The 21,676-nt window shown below is 44.7% G+C and carries 21 protein-coding genes; 15 read left to right on the top strand and 6 right to left on the bottom strand.

Annotated features, from left to right (window positions below; genetic code table 11):
- Positions 1–1,059, bottom strand: coding sequence for a S1 family peptidase (locus R7R24_RS04395; protein ID WP_054579359.1), 1,059 nt, complete (start codon positions 1,057–1,059; stop codon positions 1–3).
- 73 nt (positions 1,060–1,132) lie between these two features.
- Positions 1,133–2,026, bottom strand: coding sequence for a LysR substrate-binding domain-containing protein (locus R7R24_RS04390; protein WP_053307935.1), 894 nt, complete (start codon positions 2,024–2,026; stop codon positions 1,133–1,135).
- Between the two features lie 128 nt (positions 2,027–2,154).
- Here R7R24_RS04390 and R7R24_RS04385 point away from each other — a divergent pair, with 128 nt between their 5' ends.
- The 6 genes from R7R24_RS04385 (at position 2,155) to R7R24_RS04360 (ending at position 7,071) form a co-directional block, all read left to right on the top strand.
- Positions 2,155–3,078 carry a DMT family transporter gene (locus tag R7R24_RS04385; RefSeq protein ID WP_054579358.1) on the top strand — a complete coding sequence of 308 codons (924 nt, stop codon included), beginning with the start codon at positions 2,155–2,157 and terminating at the stop codon, positions 3,076–3,078.
- A gap of 99 nt (positions 3,079–3,177) precedes the next feature.
- On the top strand, positions 3,178–3,618 hold the full coding sequence (locus tag R7R24_RS04380; protein ID WP_054579357.1) for an SRPBCC family protein: 441 nt from the start codon (positions 3,178–3,180) through the stop codon (positions 3,616–3,618).
- A gap of 86 nt (positions 3,619–3,704) precedes the next feature.
- Complete coding sequence (locus R7R24_RS04375) at positions 3,705–4,457, top strand: phosphatase (RefSeq protein ID WP_039987536.1); 753 nt, start codon at positions 3,705–3,707, stop codon at positions 4,455–4,457.
- A gap of 100 nt (positions 4,458–4,557) precedes the next feature.
- Positions 4,558–4,947, top strand: a complete 390-nt coding sequence (locus tag R7R24_RS04370; protein ID WP_005436021.1) for a cytochrome b562 — start codon at positions 4,558–4,560, stop codon at positions 4,945–4,947.
- Positions 4,948–5,120: 173 nt separating this feature from the next.
- A complete protein-coding gene (locus R7R24_RS04365; RefSeq protein WP_206946677.1) occupies positions 5,121–5,480 on the top strand; it encodes a hypothetical protein in 360 nt (119 codons plus the stop codon).
- 151 nt (positions 5,481–5,631) lie between these two features.
- The gene (locus R7R24_RS04360; protein WP_206946675.1) at positions 5,632–7,071 is read left to right on the top strand and encodes a PepSY-associated TM helix domain-containing protein; all 1,440 of its coding nucleotides are present in this window, start codon (positions 5,632–5,634) and stop codon (positions 7,069–7,071) included.
- Between the two features lie 51 nt (positions 7,072–7,122).
- Here R7R24_RS04360 and R7R24_RS04355 read toward each other — a convergent pair whose 3' ends face one another.
- The 3 genes from R7R24_RS04355 to R7R24_RS04345 all read right to left on the bottom strand — a co-directional run bounded on the left by R7R24_RS04355 (position 7,123) and on the right by R7R24_RS04345 (position 9,017).
- A complete protein-coding gene (locus R7R24_RS04355; protein WP_009704980.1) occupies positions 7,123–7,506 on the bottom strand; it encodes a VOC family protein in 384 nt (127 codons plus the stop codon).
- 30 nt (positions 7,507–7,536) lie between these two features.
- Positions 7,537–8,466, bottom strand: a complete 930-nt coding sequence (locus tag R7R24_RS04350; RefSeq protein ID WP_206946673.1) for a LysR family transcriptional regulator — start codon at positions 8,464–8,466, stop codon at positions 7,537–7,539.
- 77 nt (positions 8,467–8,543) lie between these two features.
- Positions 8,544–9,017 carry a hypothetical protein gene (locus R7R24_RS04345; protein ID WP_206946671.1) on the bottom strand — a complete coding sequence of 158 codons (474 nt, stop codon included), beginning with the start codon at positions 9,015–9,017 and terminating at the stop codon, positions 8,544–8,546.
- A gap of 288 nt (positions 9,018–9,305) precedes the next feature.
- Here R7R24_RS04345 and R7R24_RS04340 point away from each other — a divergent pair, with 288 nt between their 5' ends.
- The 4 genes from R7R24_RS04340 to R7R24_RS04325 all read left to right on the top strand — a co-directional run bounded on the left by R7R24_RS04340 (position 9,306) and on the right by R7R24_RS04325 (position 13,062).
- On the top strand, positions 9,306–9,989 hold the full coding sequence (locus R7R24_RS04340; RefSeq protein WP_005384002.1) for a spondin domain-containing protein: 684 nt from the start codon (positions 9,306–9,308) through the stop codon (positions 9,987–9,989).
- Between the two features lie 9 nt (positions 9,990–9,998).
- On the top strand, positions 9,999–10,694 hold the full coding sequence (locus tag R7R24_RS04335; RefSeq protein ID WP_005383999.1) for a spondin domain-containing protein: 696 nt from the start codon (positions 9,999–10,001) through the stop codon (positions 10,692–10,694).
- Between the two features lie 146 nt (positions 10,695–10,840).
- Positions 10,841–11,572 (top strand): response regulator transcription factor, encoded by a 732-nt coding sequence (locus R7R24_RS04330; protein ID WP_041053947.1) that lies wholly within the window; start codon positions 10,841–10,843, stop codon positions 11,570–11,572.
- A 116-nt stretch (positions 11,573–11,688) separates the two neighbouring features.
- Entirely contained in the window at positions 11,689–13,062 is a 1,374-nt protein-coding gene (locus tag R7R24_RS04325; RefSeq protein WP_206946669.1) for a sensor histidine kinase, read from the top strand.
- Between the two features lie 27 nt (positions 13,063–13,089).
- On the opposite strand, the gene R7R24_RS04320 is transcribed toward R7R24_RS04325, so the two are convergent.
- On the bottom strand, positions 13,090–13,605 hold the full coding sequence (locus tag R7R24_RS04320) for a superoxide dismutase family protein (protein ID WP_104976434.1): 516 nt from the start codon (positions 13,603–13,605) through the stop codon (positions 13,090–13,092).
- A gap of 541 nt (positions 13,606–14,146) precedes the next feature.
- Between R7R24_RS04320 and R7R24_RS04315 the strand changes: the two genes are divergently transcribed.
- From R7R24_RS04315 to tdh, 5 genes are all read left to right on the top strand, one after another.
- Positions 14,147–15,556 carry an aminotransferase class V-fold PLP-dependent enzyme gene (locus R7R24_RS04315; protein ID WP_005375092.1) on the top strand — a complete coding sequence of 470 codons (1,410 nt, stop codon included), beginning with the start codon at positions 14,147–14,149 and terminating at the stop codon, positions 15,554–15,556.
- Between the two features lie 62 nt (positions 15,557–15,618).
- A complete protein-coding gene (locus tag R7R24_RS04310) occupies positions 15,619–16,551 on the top strand; it encodes a transporter substrate-binding domain-containing protein (protein ID WP_042521667.1) in 933 nt (310 codons plus the stop codon).
- On the top strand, positions 16,548–18,878 hold the full coding sequence (locus tag R7R24_RS04305) for a putative bifunctional diguanylate cyclase/phosphodiesterase (protein WP_206946667.1): 2,331 nt from the start codon (positions 16,548–16,550) through the stop codon (positions 18,876–18,878). The genes R7R24_RS04310 and R7R24_RS04305 overlap by 4 nt, the downstream gene beginning before the upstream one ends.
- Before the next feature lie 212 nt (positions 18,879–19,090).
- Entirely contained in the window at positions 19,091–20,284 is a 1,194-nt protein-coding gene (locus R7R24_RS04300) for a glycine C-acetyltransferase (RefSeq protein ID WP_115386805.1), read from the top strand.
- Between the two features lie 44 nt (positions 20,285–20,328).
- Positions 20,329–21,360 (top strand): L-threonine 3-dehydrogenase, encoded by a 1,032-nt coding sequence (tdh, locus tag R7R24_RS04295; protein ID WP_005383983.1) that lies wholly within the window; start codon positions 20,329–20,331, stop codon positions 21,358–21,360.
- The last annotated feature ends 316 nt before the right edge of the window (positions 21,361–21,676 follow it).

Genomic DNA, 21,676 nt, shown 5'->3' with positions numbered 1-21,676 from the left:
CTAGGAGCGCGAATAATTTCTGCGGTGTCTTAGCCAACCAAACCAGCCTCCAAGCATGATCAACCCTGATCCGAGAGCACCGCCGCCACTGCTGCCGTTGTTACCAAAGCCAGATGTGTTGGTATCGACAGGCTCAAAGCCAGAGTCCCCTTCGCTATGATAATCTTCCGAACTTGCTAAGAGGGCGTTATAACTGGTTTTTACACCTGAGCTGGTTTGGGTCTCAATCCATGTTGCATAGTTCAAAATCTCGGTAAACACACTTGGAATCGCAGCGGATTCGCAAACTGAAGAACCGTAGCTCACAATGCCAATTTGCTGATACATGCCATTATTGTCTTGATAGGTGAGAGGACCGCCTGAGTCACCACGACAGATACCAGTGTAGCTTCGTTCAGGAAATCCATTCGCACATAAACTTTCCTGAGCGTTAAACCCTGTTACCAACGAAGCGCATTGGGTGTCGGTAAGGGGTTTTACTTCTGCCCAGCGTAAATAGTTAGGGGGGCTTTCATCATTGGTTGAGGTCTGACCTAAACCGAATATCTGATAAACTGACTTGCTGCTGTAGTCTCCAAAGTCTTGCGGTAAAGTGATGGATTGGACGTTATCGGTGATAGGTCTAGTCAATTCAAGGACAGCGATGTCATTAATCCATAAATCGCTAGGCACATAATCAGGATGAATCGTGATAGAGCGAACATCTTTGAATTCTTCAACAAACACGTCATTCATCGTAGGGTTTTTGACTAACACTCGTAGGTCGTTGACTGTCCAGCCGTCAGTAAAAACGCTTGGTTCTACGCAGTGAGCCGCAGTTAAAATGAAGCGGTCGTTTACAATGGTTCCCCCACAAATATTGGCAAACTGATTAGCGCCAGTTTTATGTAGAATAAGACGTGCAAAAAAAGGAAGTTGGTTTTGGGTAGCCTGCTGACCCCCAATAATTGCCGTGGAGATCCCTTGTTCTGAAAGGCGGTTATCATTTTCTACTTCAGCGGTCGTACTCAAAGATACTGCAAAACAGAGTGCGCTTAGCCATATTTGATACTGCTTCATAAACCATCCTTGGATGAAAAGTGCTCTTCTAACTTTATACTAGTTTTTCAGTGAATGTGCTTAACAAAAGTTTCTAATAGTTGAATGATTGTTGTAGCCAAGATCGCAACAGATGAAACGATTCAAGCTTTAGCTTGTGTGGCGGGCATACAAAGTAAAGCTGTTGATGAGGATTAATGACGGGTTCACCCAGCTCGATTAGCTGACCATATTTGATGTCATCCTTCACAAACAAGCGATGAGTGACCAATAACCCCAAACGACGAGTTGTGGCCTGGACGGCTTGTATCGACATGTTAAAAGTGATTGGTTTTTTATTTTTAGGTCGCTGGATACCCGTCGCGTCCTGCCACACGTTCCAGTCATTTTTTCTTCGCTCGTTAGTAACTTCAATGATGGGATATTGCTTTAAGAGTTGAGTGATGTTTGAGTCCTTTGTCTTCGCTATCAATTCAGGACTGCACACCAAAACCAGTTCATCTTCACTGAGCTTTTCGCAGTAGTAATCCTGCCATTCTTCGGGATTTCCATGCACCAAGGCCGCGTCGATACCTTCTTGTTCTAAATTGAATCTGCCAGACAGGTTTGATAAACGAACGTCTAATTGAGGAGCAAACCCTTGTAAATCTGACATTCGAGGAATCCACCAGTGAAGAGCCAACGAATTCACCATATTGAGCGTAACACGTTGCAAGTTCTGATCTTGGATGAGTGCTTCCGTTGCATCGACAATTTGCTCTAAAGCGGGTGCCACCTTCCTGTAATACTTTTTACCGTCCGCGTTGAGTTGAACTTGTCTGCCTATGCGATCAAATAGAGGCTTGTTGACTTGACTCTCCAGCGATTTAATTGCCTGACTTACGGCTGAGTGGCTCACACTTAATATCTGTGCTGCTTCTGTCATGCTGCCAGACTCAGCTACTGCAACAAATGCGTAGATGGACTTTAAGGGGACTAGTTTCCGCATAATTTAAAAACCGTAGCTGGTGATAGATAAGTTAAACTGTAAGTTTTTCTTACATCAATGGTTAATATTACTCGCTATTTACGATAAGTGATGTCTTTTAAAATGCTCCATATATTAAGGAGTATTGAATGAATGCTGTAAATAAATCTATCCTTTTCATGTTGATGTCTACGTTAAGCTTATCTGTTACTGGACTGTTAGCAAAGCAGTTGTCAGGCGAACTTTCCGTCACACTATTTAGCTTCTTACGTTTTTTGGTGCCTGCGCTTATCTTGCTTATCTTACTTCGTGTGAAAAACCTTACCTTTCCTAAAGCGGGTACGCTAAAGCCTATTTTATTGCGTGCTCTTTGTATCGGTTTGTCACAACTTTGCTTTATCGCGTCATTACAAACGTTAACGCTCGTTGAAGGGGTTGTGTTGTTTGCTACTGGCCCATTATTTATTCCCTTGGTTGAAAAGCTGTTCATGAGGGGGCGCATTCGTGTTTCAACATTGGCGGCTTTAGCAATGGCGTTCACTGGTGTGGTTATGTTGGCGGGCGGTGGAAGAGAGATTACTTGGCGAGCGGATTTATTGCTCGGCTTGGCTGGTGGACTCTTCAATTCTGGTTCTCAGCTTACGTTATATAAAGTGAGTAAAACAAATATGTCGCCGCTAGAAATCAACTTTTGGGCGTTTGGTTTTGCTGCCGTATTTCTGTTGCCGCTAACTTTGTTTAATGACTTCGACGCGTTACTTAATATGAGTGTTATGGCGCCTGAGATTTCTTCAAATACGCTGTGGATCGGTATGATGTCTCTGATGATCATTAACACCCAAGTTTTTCGCTCCAAAGCATATAAACTGGCAAGCAGTGGCTCTCAACTTGCACCACTCATTTTTACTAACTTATTGTTCACTGCGGTTTGGCAGAGCCTGTTTTTTGAAGACCGAATGAGTCAAAGTCAAATTGTTGGGATGAGTTTAATAGTGCTCGCAATCATACTGAACACATGTTGGGTTCGCTTTACGGCGCATCGCAGTGGCGGTTTACAAGCGAGAACTTCTTAGTCTGTCGGAAAATGAAGGGGGCAGGTAGATAAATTGGTCGTGTGGTTTGATTTTTCCTGAGTATGGGCTAGCGTCAAGAAAGGTTCAAGGAGAGAAATCATGCTTACGCTAAATTATTACGTCGAAATTTCGGCGACACCGCAACGAGTGTGGGAAGTGCTAACCGATGTTGAGTTGTATAAACGTTGGGCGCAAGCCTTTTCACCTCAGTCTCAATTTGATGGTGCATGGGAAGAGGGAAGTGACATTACTTTCTTTGATCCAGATATGGGCGGGACAAGGGCGATCATCGATACGGTGCTGCCGCTACAAAAACTCGAGTTTCATCATGTTGCCATTTTTAACCCGGATAATCGGCAGCAGTTGGATGGGGATTTGGCATCTAAGTGGATCGGATCTCGTGAGATCTATCAGATCGAGACGATAGAAGATCGCTTGTTGCTGAGTATCACCATTCATACTCACAGCGATTTTGTGTCGATGTTCAATCATGGTTGGGAAAAGGCACTGCCGTTGATCAAGCTCATCAGCGAAGAGTAAGGTTAGATTGCGGGTCAATTTGGGCTGACGACAGGTTGCTTGTGGGTATACAATAGCCGCCAATTTGCGCACCAAGAGAGTTGATGATGGAATTTAAGGTTGATACCCACACGCATACGTACGCCAGCGGTCACGCATACAGTACGTTGATTGAAAACGCGAAATCGGCAAAAGAGAACGGGCTGGATATGTTCTGCACGACCGACCACGCTGAATCAATGCCGGGTGCGCCTCATTACTGGTTCTTCTCTAACCAGAAAATTCTGCCTCGCTTTCTTGAAGGCGTTGCCATTATTCGCGGCGTTGAATCTAACATCATGAACACCAAGGGTGAGATCGATATTCCAGATAGCGTTGATCGCAACTTGGATTGGGTGATTGCTAGCTTTCATGAGCCAGTGTTCCGCCCAGCGGACAGTGCTACGCACACTGAAGCGCTGTTGAACATCATCAAAAATGGTCGTGTTGACGCGCTAGGCCATTTGGGTAACCCCAACTTTGACTTCGATTTTGAAGCTGTACTGAAGTGCGCTAAAGAGCACAATGTCGCGATTGAAATCAATAACACCACATTGAAAGGCAACAGCCGTGTCGGCAGTGTAGACCGTTGCCATGAGATTGCCCAAATCGGTAAAGAGCTCGGTGTCTTCTTCACCACAGGCAGTGATGCGCACTTCTGCCATGATGTGGGTAACCTGAGCTTGGTGGGTGAGTTAATGGATAGAGTCGGTATCGACAGCAGCAAGGTTATTACTCACTCAGCACAACAATTCTTAGCCTTCTTAGAGCTGCGTGGCCGTATGCCAATTGCAGAGTATGACGAGATTCGCAACGCATAAACTTGATTACATTTTTGGTTATGCAAGTGTTAAGGGATTGCTTTACACTGCTCGCATTAAAAAGCCGACTCAGAATTCGGCATTCAATGGAGAAGTGAAGATGTTACGTCCTTTAGTGTTGGGGTGTGTAATTGCGTTAGGCTCAACGTACGCAATGGCAGAAGCCGTCGACTTGAAACAAAACATGAAGCAGATGAAGATGGAATTCAAACAGGCGGCAGAAGCGTCTGATGTTGAAACCATGAAATCTGCGATTGATAGCTTGCAAGCGATCGTTGAACAATCTAAGCGTGGTAATTACCCACCAGAGAAGTTCGATATCTACCTAGAAGGCTTTAACAAGCTGACGGTAACGCTAGATAAGATTGAAGCGGATCTTGATGCAGGCAAGTTAGAAGAAGCGAAAGACCAACTGCGTGAAATCGATAGCCTTCGTGAAGAGTACCACGACAAACGCAACCCAAGTATCTGGAGCAAACTGTTTAGTTAACCGTTTATCCAACTTGAAGAAATGACCATCAGCCTGCCACTTCGGCGGGCTTTTTTGTGCCTGTCAATCGAGGTATTCAAGAAAACCTGTGAGGTAGCAGCCACTTATTGATCCTGTTTTTGAGCTACCACTCAGAATTGGTTACGCTGTGTGAAATTTGTTAAGTCACCGTTATGCGTAGATTAATTCCTTTTTACCGCTCGATGTTATTTGCTAGTGCTCTCAGTTGGGTGCTAGTGACGCTGATGCCTGTTATCAATGCTCATGGTAACAGCATGGGCGTGTGGGCGACGTTATGTACGCTTAACGGTTTTGAGTTGGTTCAAATAGAAGAGGGCGACAATTCTGTCAGCCACAAAGGTAAGCCATGTCCTTTTAGCCACTTCTCGACTTTTCATCACGATACACTTCCAACGACACCAATACTCTCAAGACTGAGCTTGGTGATTTCTGACAGCTACGCTTATTTGGCTCTAAGTGTGCGATTTGAAACACCAGTTCCTCGAGCGCCACCCGCTTCCCTTTTCTCATAACAAAAACCATTACAAGTAAAGTCACATAACACTGCCACTTCGAGCAGTGGTACTCCCAAATCTAAGTCAAATAGCGCCGCATACGAATGCGTATGTGCAGGATGCGTTTGGCTGAATTTGGGTGTTCAACAATGAAAAAAGGAAAATACACATGTTGAGAAACTCGGCAAAGCCTCAACTCAAGGAAGCCTCACGCGCAAAATCCATCTACTTTATGACGTGGCGATGGCACTTCTACGCAGGTTTGTTCGTCATTCCATTTATGCTCATGCTTTCCCTCACGGGGTTGGTGATGTTGTTTGATGATGAGATCGAACTGGCTCGATACGAAGCGACATTGCAAGTTTCACCACAAGAGCAAATGGTTCCTGTCTCTGCACAATTAGAAACCGTAAAGCAGGCGTATCCCGATTTTAATGTCACTCAATTTGTACCTGCTAAAACGGCCGATATTGCCAACCGATTCTCGATTCAAAACCAAGAAGGCAGCTCGCTGATTGTTGCAGTAAATCCTTACACAGGAGACATACAGGGCACCATTAATCGTGGTGATAGCATCTATGAACTGATGAACAGCATTCACGGCACGTTGCTCATCGGCGACCTAGGCGACCGTTTAATTGAAATCGCCGCAAGTCTGGGGATTTTGCTGTTGGTGTCTGGTTTGTACCTTTGGTTACCGAGAGACAACGCCAGCCGTGCTGGCTTTTTGAAAATTCGTTTTGGCAGTGGAACTCGTATTTTGATGCGAGATCTGCATGCGAATTTAGGCGGTGTGCTATCAGTTGTTCTGTTGTTCTTTTTGATTTCAGGTCTGTCTTGGGCTGGGATATGGGGCGCGAAAATGGTGCAAGCTTGGAATACCTTCCCAACCTATTACACATGGGGTGAGAAACCAGAGTCGACACTGACACACAAAGATCTTAACCATGGCGCTTCAGAAGAGATGCCATGGAACTTAGAGCTTGCTGCTGTGCCTGAATCGAAAGACAAACCCGCTCATGATCATGCCAATATGAAGGAAGATATGGCATACGCAGGCAACCATGATGCGCTCTCTATTGATGATATCATCCTCAAGGCTGAAATGATGGGCTTCACTGGCTATAAGCTGTTTTTGCCACGCTCTGAGACGGGCGTTTACACCGTTGCAGCTAACTCCATGGGTGGCGATATCTCCGACCCAAGACAAGATCGCACCAGCCACTTTGACCAATATTCCGGTCGCTTGTTGGTGGACGTCACGTGGCAAGATTACAGTTTGTTTGCCAAGTTCATGGCGGCAGGTGTGTCATTGCATCAAGGCGATGTCAGTGTGTTTAACAAAGTGCTCAACGTGGTGTTCTGTTTGGCGTTCATCTTAATCTCAATCACAGGTGTGGTGATGTGGTGGATTCGTAGACCAAGTCGCAGTGCTGCATTAGGGGCACCACCTAAGTTTCAGCAAGATGGCATTTGGAAGCTTGGTTTGGCAACGTTAGTCGTACTGTGCTTGGCGTTCCCGATGGGCGGTTTGGCAATTGTTACGGTTCTCGCACTGGATTGGCTGTTGTTCAACCGCGTCGAGAAGCTGAAAACGGCGTTGAATTAGTAACAGACAAAGAGTGGAATAGTAAAAGAGCCAGCGACGTGCTGGCTCTTTTTATTTCTGGTAGATCTCCAGCGGCAAGCCATCTGGGTCTTGGAAGAAGGTAAAGGCTTTGCCTGTGAATTCATCAATACGAATTGGCTCAACTTCAACGTCATTCGATTCTAGGTAGGCTTTCACCTGTTCAACATCATCAACCAAAAAAGCGAGATGCCGTAGCCCTTGTGCTTCAGGGAAGCTCGGTCTCTCTGGTGCGCCCGGAAAGCTAAACAGTTCAACTTGGCTGCCGTCAGGTAAAGCGAGGTCAAGCTTGTATGAGTCTCTGGCTTCACGATAGTTTTCAGCAATGACTTTCAATCCCAACACTTCAGTGTAAAAGCGTTTTGACCTTGGGTAGTCGCTGCAAATGATCGCGACGTGATGGATGGCATTAAACATGGTTAGCCTCTTCAAACATGGCTCGTATCCTCAAGCATGGTTAGTATCCTCGGAGACTAAATGCTCCTTAACGAAGTCGATAAACACGCGCAGACGAGCAGGCATGTATTTGGTTTGCGCATACTGCATCGCGATAGCGCCGTGGTAGTTACTCTTGATCATCCAATCCGGCAATACCTCCACCACTTCTCCTTGCTCTAACGCGTCTTTGATCACGAAGTCATGGAAGATCCCAATTCCCAAGCCAGACTTAACCCCGTTCAAGCGCATTTGAGAGTGGTTGACGGCGTAGCGTCCACTTACTGCAATCGAATGGAACGCTTCCTCTTTAAAGAACGACCAGGTGTTGTCTTTGTCGTTCTCGGCAAGGTAAATACAGTCGTGCTGCTCAAGTTCAGTGGGATGCTCAGGCATACCGTGTTTGCGGAGGTAATCTGGAGAGGCGCACAAAACAAGATTGGTCTTGCTGATCTCTTTGAGTACCAGATTCTCATCGGGTTTGTCGGTGAGCTTAAAGGCGACATCAATACCTTGGCGGAAAAGATCGATCTCACCATCTGCTGCACGCAGCTTAAGCTGAATATTTGGATAACGTTCTAGGAATGGCAATACAAACGGTTGAAGCACCGAATTAAGAAATGCTTCAGGGGCTGCCACTGTGAGTGCGCCTGTTGGCTCAGCATGATCTTCCGCAGATAGCTCAACGGCTTGCTGCGCTGCATTCACCATTGCGATGCTTTGGTCGTAAACCTTTTGCCCAGCTTGAGTGATGATCAACTTACGAGTCGTGCGCTCAAACAGTTTGACCGAAAGGGCTTGTTCCAACCGTGTGATTAACTTACTTAAAGCCGATGGCGTTACGCCGAGTTGTTTAGCAGCAGCGGTAAAACTGCCTTCGTTTACCACCAAGATAAACGAAGCAAGATCAGGAAGTAGGGCAATGAGTTTTGGATTAACCATAATTGTTCAGTTCTGCGCAGCGGAATAACGATATTGTCTGGTACGGTTTCACGAGGTTCAAGTGTCACCGTCTCGCTTTAACGATATTTTGCCAAAAATGCATTGAGTGCAGGCAAGCCAGATTCACCAGTATGGTATTGCTGCCAACAGTGATAAATGGCCGTTTCATGGTCTGCAATTAACTCGATAGCTTCTCGCTCAGCGGTTGAATACTGTTGTGAAGCGTTCACTTCTTCATGCCACTCTCGATACTTAACCTCATAAGGTTCTACCCACTTCAGAAGAGTCGCCACCAACTCTTGCCATGGTAAACCAATCCACTTGGTTGCATCTGCCAAGCCTTTGTCCAGCATCTCTTGGTATCGACTCTCTATATCCATCCCATTTGTAAGCAGTACAGGTTTGAGCTTTTCTGCGGTGAGTTCTTCCACTTCAATCAAGGTTTGCCACAGTGTTTGTTGTTCACTTTGGGCGTAATGGCTCAAGTAGTGGTTGAAAAAAGCGATGCCGTAGATTTCGCCATAGTAGGCAGACAGAACGTTATGAATCATGGTGAGAATCGTGATTTAAACAGAGAATACCGCATTGTAGGAGGGGAAAGCGCGAAGTGTAAATACCTGATTAAGAGTAAAAAAGTGCCGCTGACAGAATTCGAACAGAACTTGTGAGAATTTTATGAGAATTCGATGAAGTTGCTGATAGATTTGCTCGTCATTCTTAGAGGCAAGAACGCAAAACGTTCGAAACGTAATGCTTAACCTACTCAAGTCACGAACAAAGAAGTAAAGCCGTATACATGGGCTTGGGTAGTTCAACCCTCATTAAAGGATGGAATCACAATGAAAAAACGTACCCAACTCGGACTCGTCATGACTTCAGTCGCTATGGCACTAGGCTCTGCATCAGTGAATGCGGCGGAATTGGAAATCACCGTGACAAACGCAACCAAAGGCATCTACTTTACGCCACTTATTGTTGCTGCACATGGCTCTGATCTTCAAATGTTTAGAACGGGTCAAGCAGCAACGCCAGAACTAGAAGCAATGGCAGAAGGCGGTGATATCTCTGGGCTTGCTAGTGTGATTGGTAACGCTGGTGGTGCGGTGGTTGAGAACCCTGCTGGTGGCATTTTGAATCCGGGTGTTGCAACCACCTTCACCTTGGACAGTGGCGACCACGGTTATCTTTCTTTGAGTGCGATGCTGCTGCCAACCAATGACGGTTTTGTCGGTCTAGATAGCTGGAAGATTCCAACGGAAGCGGGTACATACCGAGCAACGCTAAGAAGTTACGATGCCGGTACAGAAGCGAACGATGAACTTGCGTCTAGCATGCCAAACCCACCTTTCATTACCTTTGGTACTGGCGGCACAGGCGTTGAAGCAACGGTAACTAACGACAAAGTTCACGTGCATCCGGGTAACCTTGGTGATAGCGATCCAACCGGCGGCATCAGTGACCTAGACAGCAGCAGCCATCGTTGGTTAAACCCAGTCGCAACCATCACAATCGTTGTGAAGTAAGGGGGATGTATGAAATACAGAATCTTACTAGTAGCAGCTTCAGTCGGCTTGCTCGCCGGTTGTCCAAGCGATGATGATAATGACGTAGTGAAATCGTACCGCTACACCGTCAACGTGGCGAACTTGACTGCGAATCAACCTATGTCTCCGCTCGCGGTACTCACTCACAATGGTGACTACCAACTGTTTGAAATTGGACAAGCGGCATCTGTTGAACTTGAGCACCTTGCCGAAGGCGGTAGTAACGCTGAGCTGATTGAGTTGATGAACAGCAATGACAGTGTTTACCAAGGTATTTCGGGCAATGGATTGGTGTTGCCGGGGGCATCGGACGAAGTCACTATCACGGTTGACCCTAGTCGTTACGGTTATTTGTCTGTGGCGTCTATGTTTGTGAATACCAATGATGCCTTTGTTGGCGAAACGGGGTTATCGCTCAAATCGCTCGCAGTGGGTGAAAGCTATGAAATGAGCATGAACGTTTGGGATTCCGGTACAGAGCTAAACGATGAACTTGCCGCAACCATTCCGGGCCCAGCAGGTGGCGGTGAGGGCTTCAATGCCGCTCGTAATGACAGCAATGACGTTGTTGCATTCCATGCGGGTGTTGTTAGCCAAGATGACGGATTAGCAAACTCAGCACTTTCTGCGAACCATCGTTTCCTTAACCCAGGTGCGAAAGTCACCATCACTCGAGTCGAGTAACACAGGCTCCGATGACGTCTCCTTTCCAAAGCGCTTGTAACCGAGCGCTTTATCCCTCATGGCGTCATCGGAACCTTTTTTGAAAGAATTTCTAATTTGTTCCGGTCATGTGCAAAGTGAGGATACTCGAAGGCAAGGAAAGGACCATGGAACAACAGGCAATCAATTTAGTCGCGAATATCTTGTTGGTGGAAGATGACGATGATTTGGCAGAACTGGTTCAGATGCATCTCAAGTTTCAAGGACACCAAGTGTCGCGGGCCACAAATGTCGCCGATGCTAAAACGCAATACCAGCAACAACCCTTTGATTTATTGATCCTTGACCGAGGTTTACCAGATGGTGATGGTCTAGACATCTGTCATTATTTGCGTCAGCAACAAGATTGGAGTCCAGTGCTCATGCTGACAGCCAGAGACGGTGAAATGGACAAGGTTGACGGTTTAGAAGCGGGCGTTGATGACTACATCACTAAGCCATTTAGCGTATTAGAATTCCAAGCACGAGTGCGAAACGTGCTACGCAGAGTCAGCCAAACCGCAGAAGCAAAGGTGGCAAATGAGGTCCTCGACGATGCGATGGATTTTGGCCCGCTGAGAATCATTCCGGAGTTACACCAAGTATCCCTAAACGACAAGGATGTTACTCTTACCGCGACAGAGTTTACTTTGCTGCAGTTTCTCGCGACTCGTCCGGGCAGAGTCTACAGTAAAGATGAATTGCTCGATCACGTTTGGAACACCAGTCATTCTGGTTATCACCATACGGTGTGTAGCACCATTAACCGTTTACGCAGCAAGCTGTCGTTGTCTGATTCTGATCATCACTTCATTCAAACCGTGTGGGGTGTTGGATATAAGTTTCAACCAAGACACTAATGCAAGAAAGTAAGTCAAAACATCAAGCCAAGACAGTAAGTCGGCAGTTGTTTTCACCGTCATTTTTCAATCATCACGGGTGTTGCAAAAACACCGCTGTTTAAGGAGGCGATAGGATGAGCTTCAAATCTCGCTTGGTAGTATTTACTAGCTTGTGGTTCTGCCTCGCGGCGGTGGTGATTGCACTGACTTACAATTGGCAAAAAGAAACCATTGAGTTACGCACTAAGCAAAGCCTGCATAAAGAGCTAGCTAGCCACATGCGTGATGATAATCCGCTGATGATCGGGACGGATTACAACCCCAAAGCGCTTAAGTCGATCTTTCATACGCTCATGCTGATCGGCCCTGATTTTGAAATCTACTTCCTCGATAGCCAAGGCAACATTACCACTCACGCAGCGCCGGAAGGGGCGGAGATCATGGGGAAGGTGGATCTCAATCCCATTAAGCAATTCTTAAATGACCAGCCTTTTCCTATTTTGGGTGAAGACCCACGTAATCGTGGTGAGCACAAAGTCTTTTCTGTCGCGGCGATAGAGGAATTAGGCTCTACGGTCGGTTATCTCTACGTGGTGATTGGCAGTACCCGACATGACGCCATTGCCAATGCTCAAGTCGATACCCCTTACATCGCGCTGGCAGGATTGGTCTTAGTGTCCATTTTAGGCTTTGCCCTTGGGGCTTATGTGCTGGTCAAACGTAGCCTATTGAATCCGATTGAGCGTGTGACCAAGCAACTTCAACAGCAAGCTGAACATGATTTCCGCCTGCAACCTGATTTTACTCACCAAGTGCCAGAGCTTGTGCCGATTGCGCACTCTTATCAGATGATGGCGAAGCACATTCAGCAGCAGTTTTTACAGTTGGAGTATCAATCGTCTCATCGTCGTCAAAGCTTGTTGCAGCTTAGTCATGATTTAAAAACGCCGTTATCGAGTGTGCTTGGCTATTTGGAAACGTGGCGTTTGCAACATCCGGAATCCGATCCTTTGATTGACGTCGCTTTCCGAAATTGTGAGAAGCTCTCAACTCAATTGCATTCTCTATTAGACGCCGCACGAAAAGAAGCCCCAATGCCAAACTACGAGTACCGCCCCGTAGATCTTGGCGCGTTGATGGCAGAATGTGCAGAAACGATGCAGAGCCAGTTTTCTCGTAAAGAAGTGGTGTTGAAAGTGGATATCGACAGCAAGATCCAAACCGTGGGTGATAAAGGACTCTTAGAGCGGTTGGTGTTGAACCTGCTTGAAAATGCATTGCGCCACAGCCCAATCGGCTCGGAAGTGCATTGCCAAGCGCATTTGAGTGAAGATAAGTCGCGTATCCACTTTACCTTCGTCAATCACATCGAGGAAGAAGCGGAGGGCGGTTCTTTGGGGATCGGGACGAAGATTGTCCAATCGATCTTAATGCTTCACCACAGCTACCTTGAGACCAATGCAACATCCTCTCAGTATCAACAGAAGTTCACACTTCTCGCAATCTAAAGAGAAGTGTGAGACATAAGTTAATGTTTATTCAATAACACCACATACGACGCGAGCGCCGCCACCACCTAGCTTACTTGGGTGATCGGAGTGATTGTCACCACCTGCATGGATCATTAACGCTCGACCTTTTAAATCCGATAATTTTAGGCGAGGCGCGACAACGGGCTGATTGGCATTGCCGTCCATGTCCACATAGAGTGGAGGCAAGTCGCCTAAATGATTGTCATCGGTCCAAGGATAGCCATGCTTCCCTGTGTTGTTAGGATCATAATGGCCACCTGCTGCGCCGCCTAATACGGTTTTGTCATCCTTTTCTATGCTATCGCAAGATGGATTAGTGTGAACATGGAAACCGTGCACACCTGCTGACAAACCTGATAATTGAGGCGTAAAAACAACGCCATAATCACTTTGTGAAATCTCAATGGTACCCGCACTCTCATTGGTGTTGAGAGCAGTCATTTCTACCGTTTTTGCTAGCACGTTAGGGGCGGCGACAAGAGCGGATGCAACTGAAATGCATAGCAATCCTTTTAACATGGGACCTCCTTCTTTTAGGGTGTACGCTCAAGCACATATTAGTGAAAACCTGTTTTACTTATGTATGTTGAGCGGTGAGTTTATGTCATAGAGTGATGTGTATCACTTTATGGTCTTAAACTGATATCTCGATCCGAAATCAGCTTTCTTTTATTTAGTCTTAACATGTTGAGATCGTTAAGATATAAAAAGAATAGACGCCAATCTTAAAATAGCCTGAATATTTTTAAATTAACGCAAAGTTAAATTTTTAATGACTTTATAACAAAGCTCATAATTGTTTTATAAAGAATTTGGTGGAATTGTCCGCAATAAAGAATAATCAAATTAACGAATATATTAATGTGAACATTGTTGTTTATAGATTTGTGGTCAAACTGTTGCTTATATCATCAAATAAGATAAAAAATTGGAACTAAAGTCACTTAATGGCAGAGGAAAAAATTAAACTCTGATTGTAATGGGTAATAATGTTTTAGTAACAGATAGTTACGCACTTAAAATTAATAATATGGCTAATTTCCGACAAGGATTGAAAAAGATGAAAGACAAGGAATCTATTCAGACTAATAGCAGCCGCCGTAATTTTCTGAAAGGCGCAACAGGAGCTGTTGTTGCTGGTGTGAGTGCTTCCGCTTTCTCAGGCGTAGCTCAAGCACGAGAACAGAAAATTGATTGGAGCAGCCGCGGGCTAGGTAGAAAACACGATAAGCGCTTCTGGCGTAAAGTGCGAAGACAGTTCGTTTTGGACAAACGAACCACTTACATGAACATTGGTACAACAGGTTCAATGCCAAAACATGTTCTTGAAGATTACGAGCATAACAACAAGCTGGTGGCTAAATATCCTTGGGACATGAAAGGCAAATTTGGCTCTTGGCCTTATGTTTCAGAGATGGTTAAAGACGTCGCACCAGGTTTTGGTGCTAACCCAGAAGAGATCATTCTCAGCCGCAACACTACTGATGGCTTATGCTCGATCATTAATGGCTTACACTTTGAACCAGGTGATGTGATTCTAACGACACACCATGAACATATTGCTGCAACATCACCTATGAACGTAGCGAAACATCGTTTTGGTGTGGATGTGGTAGAAATTCAACTACCAGTATTTACTGGTACTGAAAACGTTTCTGAGCAAGATTACATTCAAGCGTTCCGAGACGCGCTTGATGCGAATCAAAACGTTCGCCTAATTGTTTTCTCTCATATCACATACAAAACAGGAACCGCGCTACCAGCAAAAGCCATTTGTGCTTTAGCAAAAGAGTATGGTGTGCCTACTCTTGTTGATGGCGCGCATACGGTCGGTATGTTTGACCTTGATTTCCACGATATGGATTGTGATTTCTATGCAGGATCTGGTCATAAGTGGCAGTGTGGTCCGGGCGCGACAGGTATTCTGTATGTTCGTGATAATGGTAACCGTTTGAATGAGTATTGGAGTGACCGAGAGAACCCGTTATGGTTGATCAACTCCTCACTTTCTCATGCTGATTACCTGGGTAAACAGCTGCAAATGCAATACATTGGTAACGATAACTATCCTGCGAAACAAGCACTAGTTGATAGTTGCAAAATGTGGGATGAGATTGGTCGAGACCGTATCGAAGAGCGAGTTGTAAGCCTTGGTAGTTTATGTAAAACCTTGCTTCAAGAGTACTTACCACAAGCCAAAATGTATTCACCAAACGTGGAAGGCTTAACCAGTGGCTTAACGACGGTTAATCCGTTCTCCGATGTAACTAATGAAGAGATACTGACGGAATTCCGAGATCGTTTACGTGAAGAGTATGGTTACATCATCCGTACGACTAGCTTTAAGCTGCATAAGGATGATGACTTTGATACTTACGCGCTGCGTATCTCTACGCATTTGTTCCATGACGAACAAGATGTGGAAGGGCTCGTAGTGGCGATGACGAATTTGTATTACTCGTCGTTCTAACATCGTTGTTTATCACTCAAGCGCCCATTATTGGGCGCTTTGTGAAAGGTAAGGATATTATTATGTCAGTCATAACATTCAAAAGAACTTTAGCGACGGTGGCGCTCATGGTTACCTCTGTTGCGTCATCTGCCGCTTGGTCAGACGATTTACAACAAATCCGTGAACGCGGTGTACTGCGTCACATTGGTGTCCCGTACGCTAACTTTGTCTCCTATATTGAACAAGGTGAAGTGGAAACTTTGACTGGCTTGGATGTAGAGATAATAAAAGGTTTTGCCAAGTCGTTAGGTGTTCAGTACCAGTATGTTCCAGCACAGTGGAGCGACGTGGTTGGTAAGTTGACAGGGCAAAATGTGCAATATCACAACAAGCAGGCTGTTGTCGGAGAAAGTGTTCCAATTGAAGGCGACTTGATCGCAAATGGCGTTACTATTCTTGATTGGCGCTCTGAGGTTGTCGATTTTTCACAAGATTATTTTCCTTCAGGTGTATGGTTGGTTTCCAGATCCGACTCTAGTCTGAGCCCGATTAAACCAAGTGGGTCGGTCAATGAAGATGTTAAAAACGTCAAGCAGCTGATCGATGGTCGCGAAGTGTTAGCTTTAGAACATTCTTGCTTGGATCCTAACCTTTATGACTTATATGACACAGGTGCAAAAGTTATATTACCTGATGGGGCGCGTCTCCTTAATGAGATGGTTCCAGCGATAATGAAAAATGATGCGGAAAGCACATTATTAGATGTTGCGGATACGCTAATTGCCCTCGAAAAATGGCCGGGCGAAATAAAAGTCATTGGCCCTATATCTGAAAATCAAAAAATGGCTGTTGCATTCCGTAAAAATTCCCCTGAATTACGCAAAGCATTTGATCGTTATTTAAACTCGATAAAAAAAGACGGTTCATACGAAAAATTAGTAAAAAAATACTATCCATCTATTTACTACTTTTATAACGATTACTTTATAGAAGATAAAAAGAAAGTCCGATGAATAAGGCCGTTAAAAAATTTTCCAGTAAAAGATTTATTACAATAAGCGCAATATTAGTTTCAATTTACCTAGCTATGCTTATTACTGTGACTAGCGTAGGTCAAAATAAATTAAAAGAATCTCAATACAGAGAACTAGATTTAAAAGTTAAAAGTTATGCAAGCACACTCGATAATTTATTTACCATAGCGAGTGAAGATGTTGATAATCTAGCTACAGATAAAACAATACAAACATTCTTTGGTAATTTAGCTTCTGGAATGTCAATGGAGTATGGGTTAGGTGCCAGTTTAATTAATTTAAAGCGTCGCTTCGATGAGAAGATAGACAGTAAGCTAATTAATAGCAGCCAAATCTATAAAAAGCTCACGCTGGTAGGCAGTGATGGAGTCACCATTGTCACCACTGGATCTGAAAACCTTGCCGAGCACAAAATGGACATACAAACCTTAATGACTCAACACGGGCATCCCGAAGAGGTTTGTGCGACGCGATACAATGATGACGTTCGCATTCAAGTCATTAAGCAAGTTAAGTTCTCCGGAAAGCCTGTTGCTTTTTTAATTGCCGATCTTAATAAGAATATTGTTATTGACCAACTTACTAACCAAGAACACGAAGATAGTTATAGCCGAATGGTGCTAAAAATAAAAGACGTGGAAATGGTTGTATGGGATACCATAAATAAAATACCTTCTCACAATAAGGATGAGAACTATTTCGTTTTTGAGGCTGTAGACGGAAAAATTTACTTTGAAGTGCCTGTGGATAAACATCACTTTAAATTGATGGCGTGGTTCGAGCCTTTGAGTGAACGAGATATATTTACATCACGGCTCTTTATTATTGGTTTGAGTATTCTGGCCGTTATGATCGTCATTGCTTTATGTTATGCATTCATCACGAACAATAATAGGATTGAATTGAAAATTAAGCTTGAGGAAGAAAAAAAGCGTAAAGATATTCTTTCTCAACAGAATAAAAAATTAACGAACGAAATTGAACGTCGAAAAGCGTCTGAAAAAGAACTCGCCTTCCAAGCTAAATATGACACATTAACTAATTTGCCTAATCGTAGTTATGGTTCCGAGCGATTGGCTTTGGAGTTAATTAGGGCATCGCGTAGTGGGTCTAAAGTTTTGGTGATGTTCATCGACTTAGACCACTTCAAGCAGATTAACGATTCAATGGGACACTTTGTTGGGGATGAAATCCTTAAACTAAGTGCTCAGCGACTGTATCAAGTCGCGAGAAAAACAGACTTATTGGCGAGAATTGGTGGGGATGAGTTTTTACTCGTCATCCCTGATTTGCCTGATAATGATACTGCAAAGCGAGTTGCTTCAAGTGTACTTTCGGCGTTTAACGATCCGTTTGTTTGGAACAACCATGAATTCTTCTTGAGTAGTAGCGTCGGAATGTCTGTGTTCCCGGATGACGGAGACAACGCTGAGCAGCTTCTTGCATGTGCAGATATGGCAATGTATCGGGCGAAACAAGATGGGCGTGATGGCTTTTGTTTTTATAACCATAATATGAACCAAGATTTGCAACGCTATTTGGATCTGGAAAATCGTCTGAGAAGTGCGATCTCCAATCAGTTGTTAGAACTGTATTATCAGCCAATTATTGAGCTGAGTAGTGGTAAAATCGTAGGGGCAGAAGCGCTAATGCGTTGGAATGATGACAAGTACGGATTCGTAAACCCTGAAGAGTTTATCTCTATTGCAGAGAAAAATGGTTTAATTCATCAAATTGGTGAGTTTGCTATTCAACAAGCGTGTCGACAAGCGGCACAATGGCAAAGTCTGACTCCGTTGTTTGTTTCTGTAAACTTTTCTAGTGTTCAATTTAGGTATTGCGAGCGCTTACTTACGTTTATTAAACACAGCCTTGAGGAGTCTGGTCTTCCGTCAGATAAGTTCGATATTGAAGTGACAGAAAGTCTCCTCTTCAATCACGATTCTGAGCTATTAGACATGCTTAATAACTTACGAGCGTTAGGCACCAAACTTACTATTGATGATTTTGGTACTGGTTATTCTGCGCTGAGTTACTTGCAGAAGTTTCCGTTCGACCGCTTAAAGATTGATCGTAGCTTTATGCAAAATATGTTCGAGAACGACTCAGACCGCGAGCTTGTGAACGTAATCATAGCAATGGCGAAAGCGCTGGATCTTAAGATCGTCGCAGAAGGCATCGAAGAACAGCGTCATGTGGATTACCTGAAAAACCTAAACTGTGAGTTCGGACAAGGTTTCCACTATAGCCGACCATTACCTGCTAAGGACTTTGAAGCACTTTTGGCTAAGCCTACCTGGCTATAATTCCTTTTATAACAACCTCATAGAAAAGCATTAATTGAGTTTATGCCTAGGATTCATTAATGCTTTTCCACCTTAAGGTATAATCCTTCCTCCTTCCTTGAATTACACTACAATTAATTGATGAGTGATAGCCCGTGACGCCCGTCACATAAAGGCTAAGCCTAATTCTAAACGAGTAAATACTCGCCAAAATAACTAGGAAGGAATTTCAAATGTCTTCTGCATTCTACCAACAGATTCAGCAGCAAATCGAAGAAGTAAAGGCGGAAGGCCTTTACAAATCAGAGCGTGTCATTACGTCTCAACAGCAAGCGGCTGTTAAAATCTCTACTGGTGAAGAAGTACTAAACTTCTGTGCGAACAACTACCTTGGTCTTGCTAACCACCCGGCACTTATCGAAGCGGGTAAAGCAGGCATGGACGAGCACGGCTTTGGTATGGCTTCAGTACGTTTTATCTGTGGTACGCAAGACATCCACAAAGAGCTTGAGCAGAAGCTTTCTAAGTTCCTAGGTAAAGAAGATACGATTCTTTACACATCATGTTTCGACGCAAACGCGGGCCTATTTGAAACTATTCTAGGCAAAGAAGACGCAATCATCTCTGACGCTTTAAACCACGCGTCAATCATCGATGGTGTTCGTCTATGTAAAGCGATGCGTTTCCGCTACTCAAACAACAACATGGAAGAGCTAGAGCAACAACTGATCGCTGCGAAAGAAGCAGGTGCTCGCCACATTCTTATCGTAACGGACGGTGTGTTCTCAATGGACGGCGTAGTAGCAAACCTTCCGGTTATCTGTGACCTAGCAGAGAAGTACGGCGCATTGACTATGGTTGATGACTCTCACGCTGTTGGCTTCATGGGCAAAACAGGTGCAGGTACGCACGAGCACCACAACGTGGTTGACCGTATCGACATCATCACTGGTACGCTAGGCAAAGCAATGGGCGGCGCTTCAGGCGGTTACACATCTGGTAAAGCGGAAGTGATTGACTGGCTACGTCAGCGTTCTCGTCCATACCTATTCTCTAACTCTGTTGCACCAGCAATCGTAAGCGCTTCTATCCGCGTTCTAGATCTACTAGAAGAGAGCGGTGACCTACGTGATCGTCTATGGGAAAACGCAGCACACTTCCGTACTCGTATGGAGGACGCTGGTTTCACAATGGGTGGTGCTGACCACGCAATCATCCCAATCATGCTTGGCGACGCAAAAGTAGCAGCAGAATTTGCAGAGCGTGCGCTGGAGAAAGGCATCTACGTAATCGGCTTCTCATTCCCTGTAGTACCAAAAGGTCAAGCACGTATCCGTACTCAAATGTCTGCGGCGCACTCTCGCGAGCAACTAGACCGTGCAATCGACGCGTTCATCCAAGTTGGTAAGGACATGGGTCTTATTTAAGATTCTAGGCCTTAGACAATAGGGCCTTTAATTAAGGTTACATTATGAAAATTAAAGCATTATCAAAGCTAAAGCCTGAAGAAGGCATCTGGATGACTGAGGTTGATAAACCTGAAGTCGGCCATAACGATATTCTGATCAAAATTAAGAAAACCGCTATCTGTGGTACAGACGTACACATCTATAACTGGGACGAATGGTCACAAAAAACCATTCCAGTGCCTATGGTTGTCGGTCACGAATACGTGGGTGAAGTGGTTGCGATTGGTCAGGAAGTCCGTGGCTTTGAAATCGGTGACCGCGTATCTGGCGAAGGTCACATCACGTGTGGTCATTGTCGTAACTGTCGTGGCGGCCGTACTCACCTATGTCGTAACACGATTGGTGTGGGCGTTAACCGCGAAGGTGCATTCGCAGAATACCTAGTGATCCCAGCGTTCAACGCGTTCAAGATCCCTGAAGGCATCTCTGACGATCTAGCGTCTATCTTTGACCCGTTTGGTAACGCAGTACACACCGCGCTTTCTTTCGACCTAGTAGGCGAAGACGTGCTTATCACAGGTGCTGGCCCAATCGGTATCATGGCAGCTGCAGTAGCAAAACACGTTGGTGCTCGCCACGTAGTGATCACAGACGTGAACGAATACCGTCTAGAACTTGCTCGTAAGATGGGCGTAACACGCGCAGTAAACGTTGCAGAAGAGAAGCTAGAAGACGTAATGGCTGAGCTAGGCATGACAGAAGGCTTCGATGTAGGTCTAGAAATGTCTGGTAACCCAGCAGCATTCAACTCAATGCTAACCACAATGAACCACGGTGGTCGTATTGCACTACTAGGTATTCCACCATCAGACATGGGTATCGACTGGAACCAAGTTATCTTCAAAGGCTTGGTGATCAAAGGTATCTACGGCCGTGAAATGTTCGAAACTTGGTACAAGATGGCTTCACTGATCCAATCTGGTCTGGATCTATCGCCAATCATCACGCACCACTACAAGATTGACGATTTCCAAGAAGGCTTCGACGTAATGCGCAGCGGTATGTCAGGCAAAGTTATTCTTGATTGGGAATAACTTATTCAAGTAAGAAATGCGCTCCTTTTTGGGGCGCATTTTTGTTTCATGAAGATTTTTGTTTCGGGAAGAAATGGTCGCCAATCTTTTCTAAACTTCTCGTATCGTTCTGCTACTTTTTTTAGATTTTTTCCACTCAACTTCACCCTACCTTCTAACTAATTGTCGATTCTGTATTTGGAATAAGATAATAACCATTTGTTTTTGGTGGTTATTTTTTAGCATCATATGCTTAAAAATCGTCATTTTTAAGTTTAATGTTTTTATTTGCTGTTCGTCTTTATCCTTATCCTGCTTCTTTTTATTGTTTTACATT

Source organism: Vibrio sp. 704, from assembly GCF_033339295.1.
The sequence above is the reverse complement of the archived record's forward strand: the minus strand, read 5'-3'. Positions and strand labels throughout refer to the sequence as shown.

What these genes read in the sequence shown, in the direction of transcription:
- R7R24_RS04395 (WP_054579359.1), bottom strand. Translation starts at nt 1,059, where the DNA reads ATGAAGCAGTATCAAATATGGCTAAGCGCACTCTGTTTTGCAGTATCT.
- R7R24_RS04390 (WP_053307935.1), bottom strand. Translation starts at nt 2,026, where the DNA reads ATGCGGAAACTAGTCCCCTTAAAGTCCATCTACGCATTTGTTGCAGTA.
- R7R24_RS04385 (WP_054579358.1), top strand. Translation starts at nt 2,155, where the DNA reads ATGAATGCTGTAAATAAATCTATCCTTTTCATGTTGATGTCTACGTTA.
- R7R24_RS04380 (WP_054579357.1), top strand. Translation starts at nt 3,178, where the DNA reads ATGCTTACGCTAAATTATTACGTCGAAATTTCGGCGACACCGCAACGA.
- R7R24_RS04375 (WP_039987536.1), top strand. Translation starts at nt 3,705, where the DNA reads ATGGAATTTAAGGTTGATACCCACACGCATACGTACGCCAGCGGTCAC.
- R7R24_RS04370 (WP_005436021.1), top strand. Translation starts at nt 4,558, where the DNA reads ATGTTACGTCCTTTAGTGTTGGGGTGTGTAATTGCGTTAGGCTCAACG.
- R7R24_RS04365 (WP_206946677.1), top strand. Translation starts at nt 5,121, where the DNA reads ATGCGTAGATTAATTCCTTTTTACCGCTCGATGTTATTTGCTAGTGCT.
- R7R24_RS04360 (WP_206946675.1), top strand. Translation starts at nt 5,632, where the DNA reads ATGTTGAGAAACTCGGCAAAGCCTCAACTCAAGGAAGCCTCACGCGCA.
- R7R24_RS04355 (WP_009704980.1), bottom strand. Translation starts at nt 7,506, where the DNA reads ATGTTTAATGCCATCCATCACGTCGCGATCATTTGCAGCGACTACCCA.
- R7R24_RS04350 (WP_206946673.1), bottom strand. Translation starts at nt 8,466, where the DNA reads ATGGTTAATCCAAAACTCATTGCCCTACTTCCTGATCTTGCTTCGTTT.
- R7R24_RS04345 (WP_206946671.1), bottom strand. Translation starts at nt 9,017, where the DNA reads ATGATTCATAACGTTCTGTCTGCCTACTATGGCGAAATCTACGGCATC.
- R7R24_RS04340 (WP_005384002.1), top strand. Translation starts at nt 9,306, where the DNA reads ATGAAAAAACGTACCCAACTCGGACTCGTCATGACTTCAGTCGCTATG.
- R7R24_RS04335 (WP_005383999.1), top strand. Translation starts at nt 9,999, where the DNA reads ATGAAATACAGAATCTTACTAGTAGCAGCTTCAGTCGGCTTGCTCGCC.
- R7R24_RS04330 (WP_041053947.1), top strand. Translation starts at nt 10,841, where the DNA reads ATGGAACAACAGGCAATCAATTTAGTCGCGAATATCTTGTTGGTGGAA.
- R7R24_RS04325 (WP_206946669.1), top strand. Translation starts at nt 11,689, where the DNA reads ATGAGCTTCAAATCTCGCTTGGTAGTATTTACTAGCTTGTGGTTCTGC.
- R7R24_RS04320 (WP_104976434.1), bottom strand. Translation starts at nt 13,605, where the DNA reads ATGTTAAAAGGATTGCTATGCATTTCAGTTGCATCCGCTCTTGTCGCC.
- R7R24_RS04315 (WP_005375092.1), top strand. Translation starts at nt 14,147, where the DNA reads ATGAAAGACAAGGAATCTATTCAGACTAATAGCAGCCGCCGTAATTTT.
- R7R24_RS04310 (WP_042521667.1), top strand. Translation starts at nt 15,619, where the DNA reads ATGTCAGTCATAACATTCAAAAGAACTTTAGCGACGGTGGCGCTCATG.
- R7R24_RS04305 (WP_206946667.1), top strand. Translation starts at nt 16,548, where the DNA reads ATGAATAAGGCCGTTAAAAAATTTTCCAGTAAAAGATTTATTACAATA.
- R7R24_RS04300 (WP_115386805.1), top strand. Translation starts at nt 19,091, where the DNA reads ATGTCTTCTGCATTCTACCAACAGATTCAGCAGCAAATCGAAGAAGTA.
- tdh (WP_005383983.1), top strand. Translation starts at nt 20,329, where the DNA reads ATGAAAATTAAAGCATTATCAAAGCTAAAGCCTGAAGAAGGCATCTGG.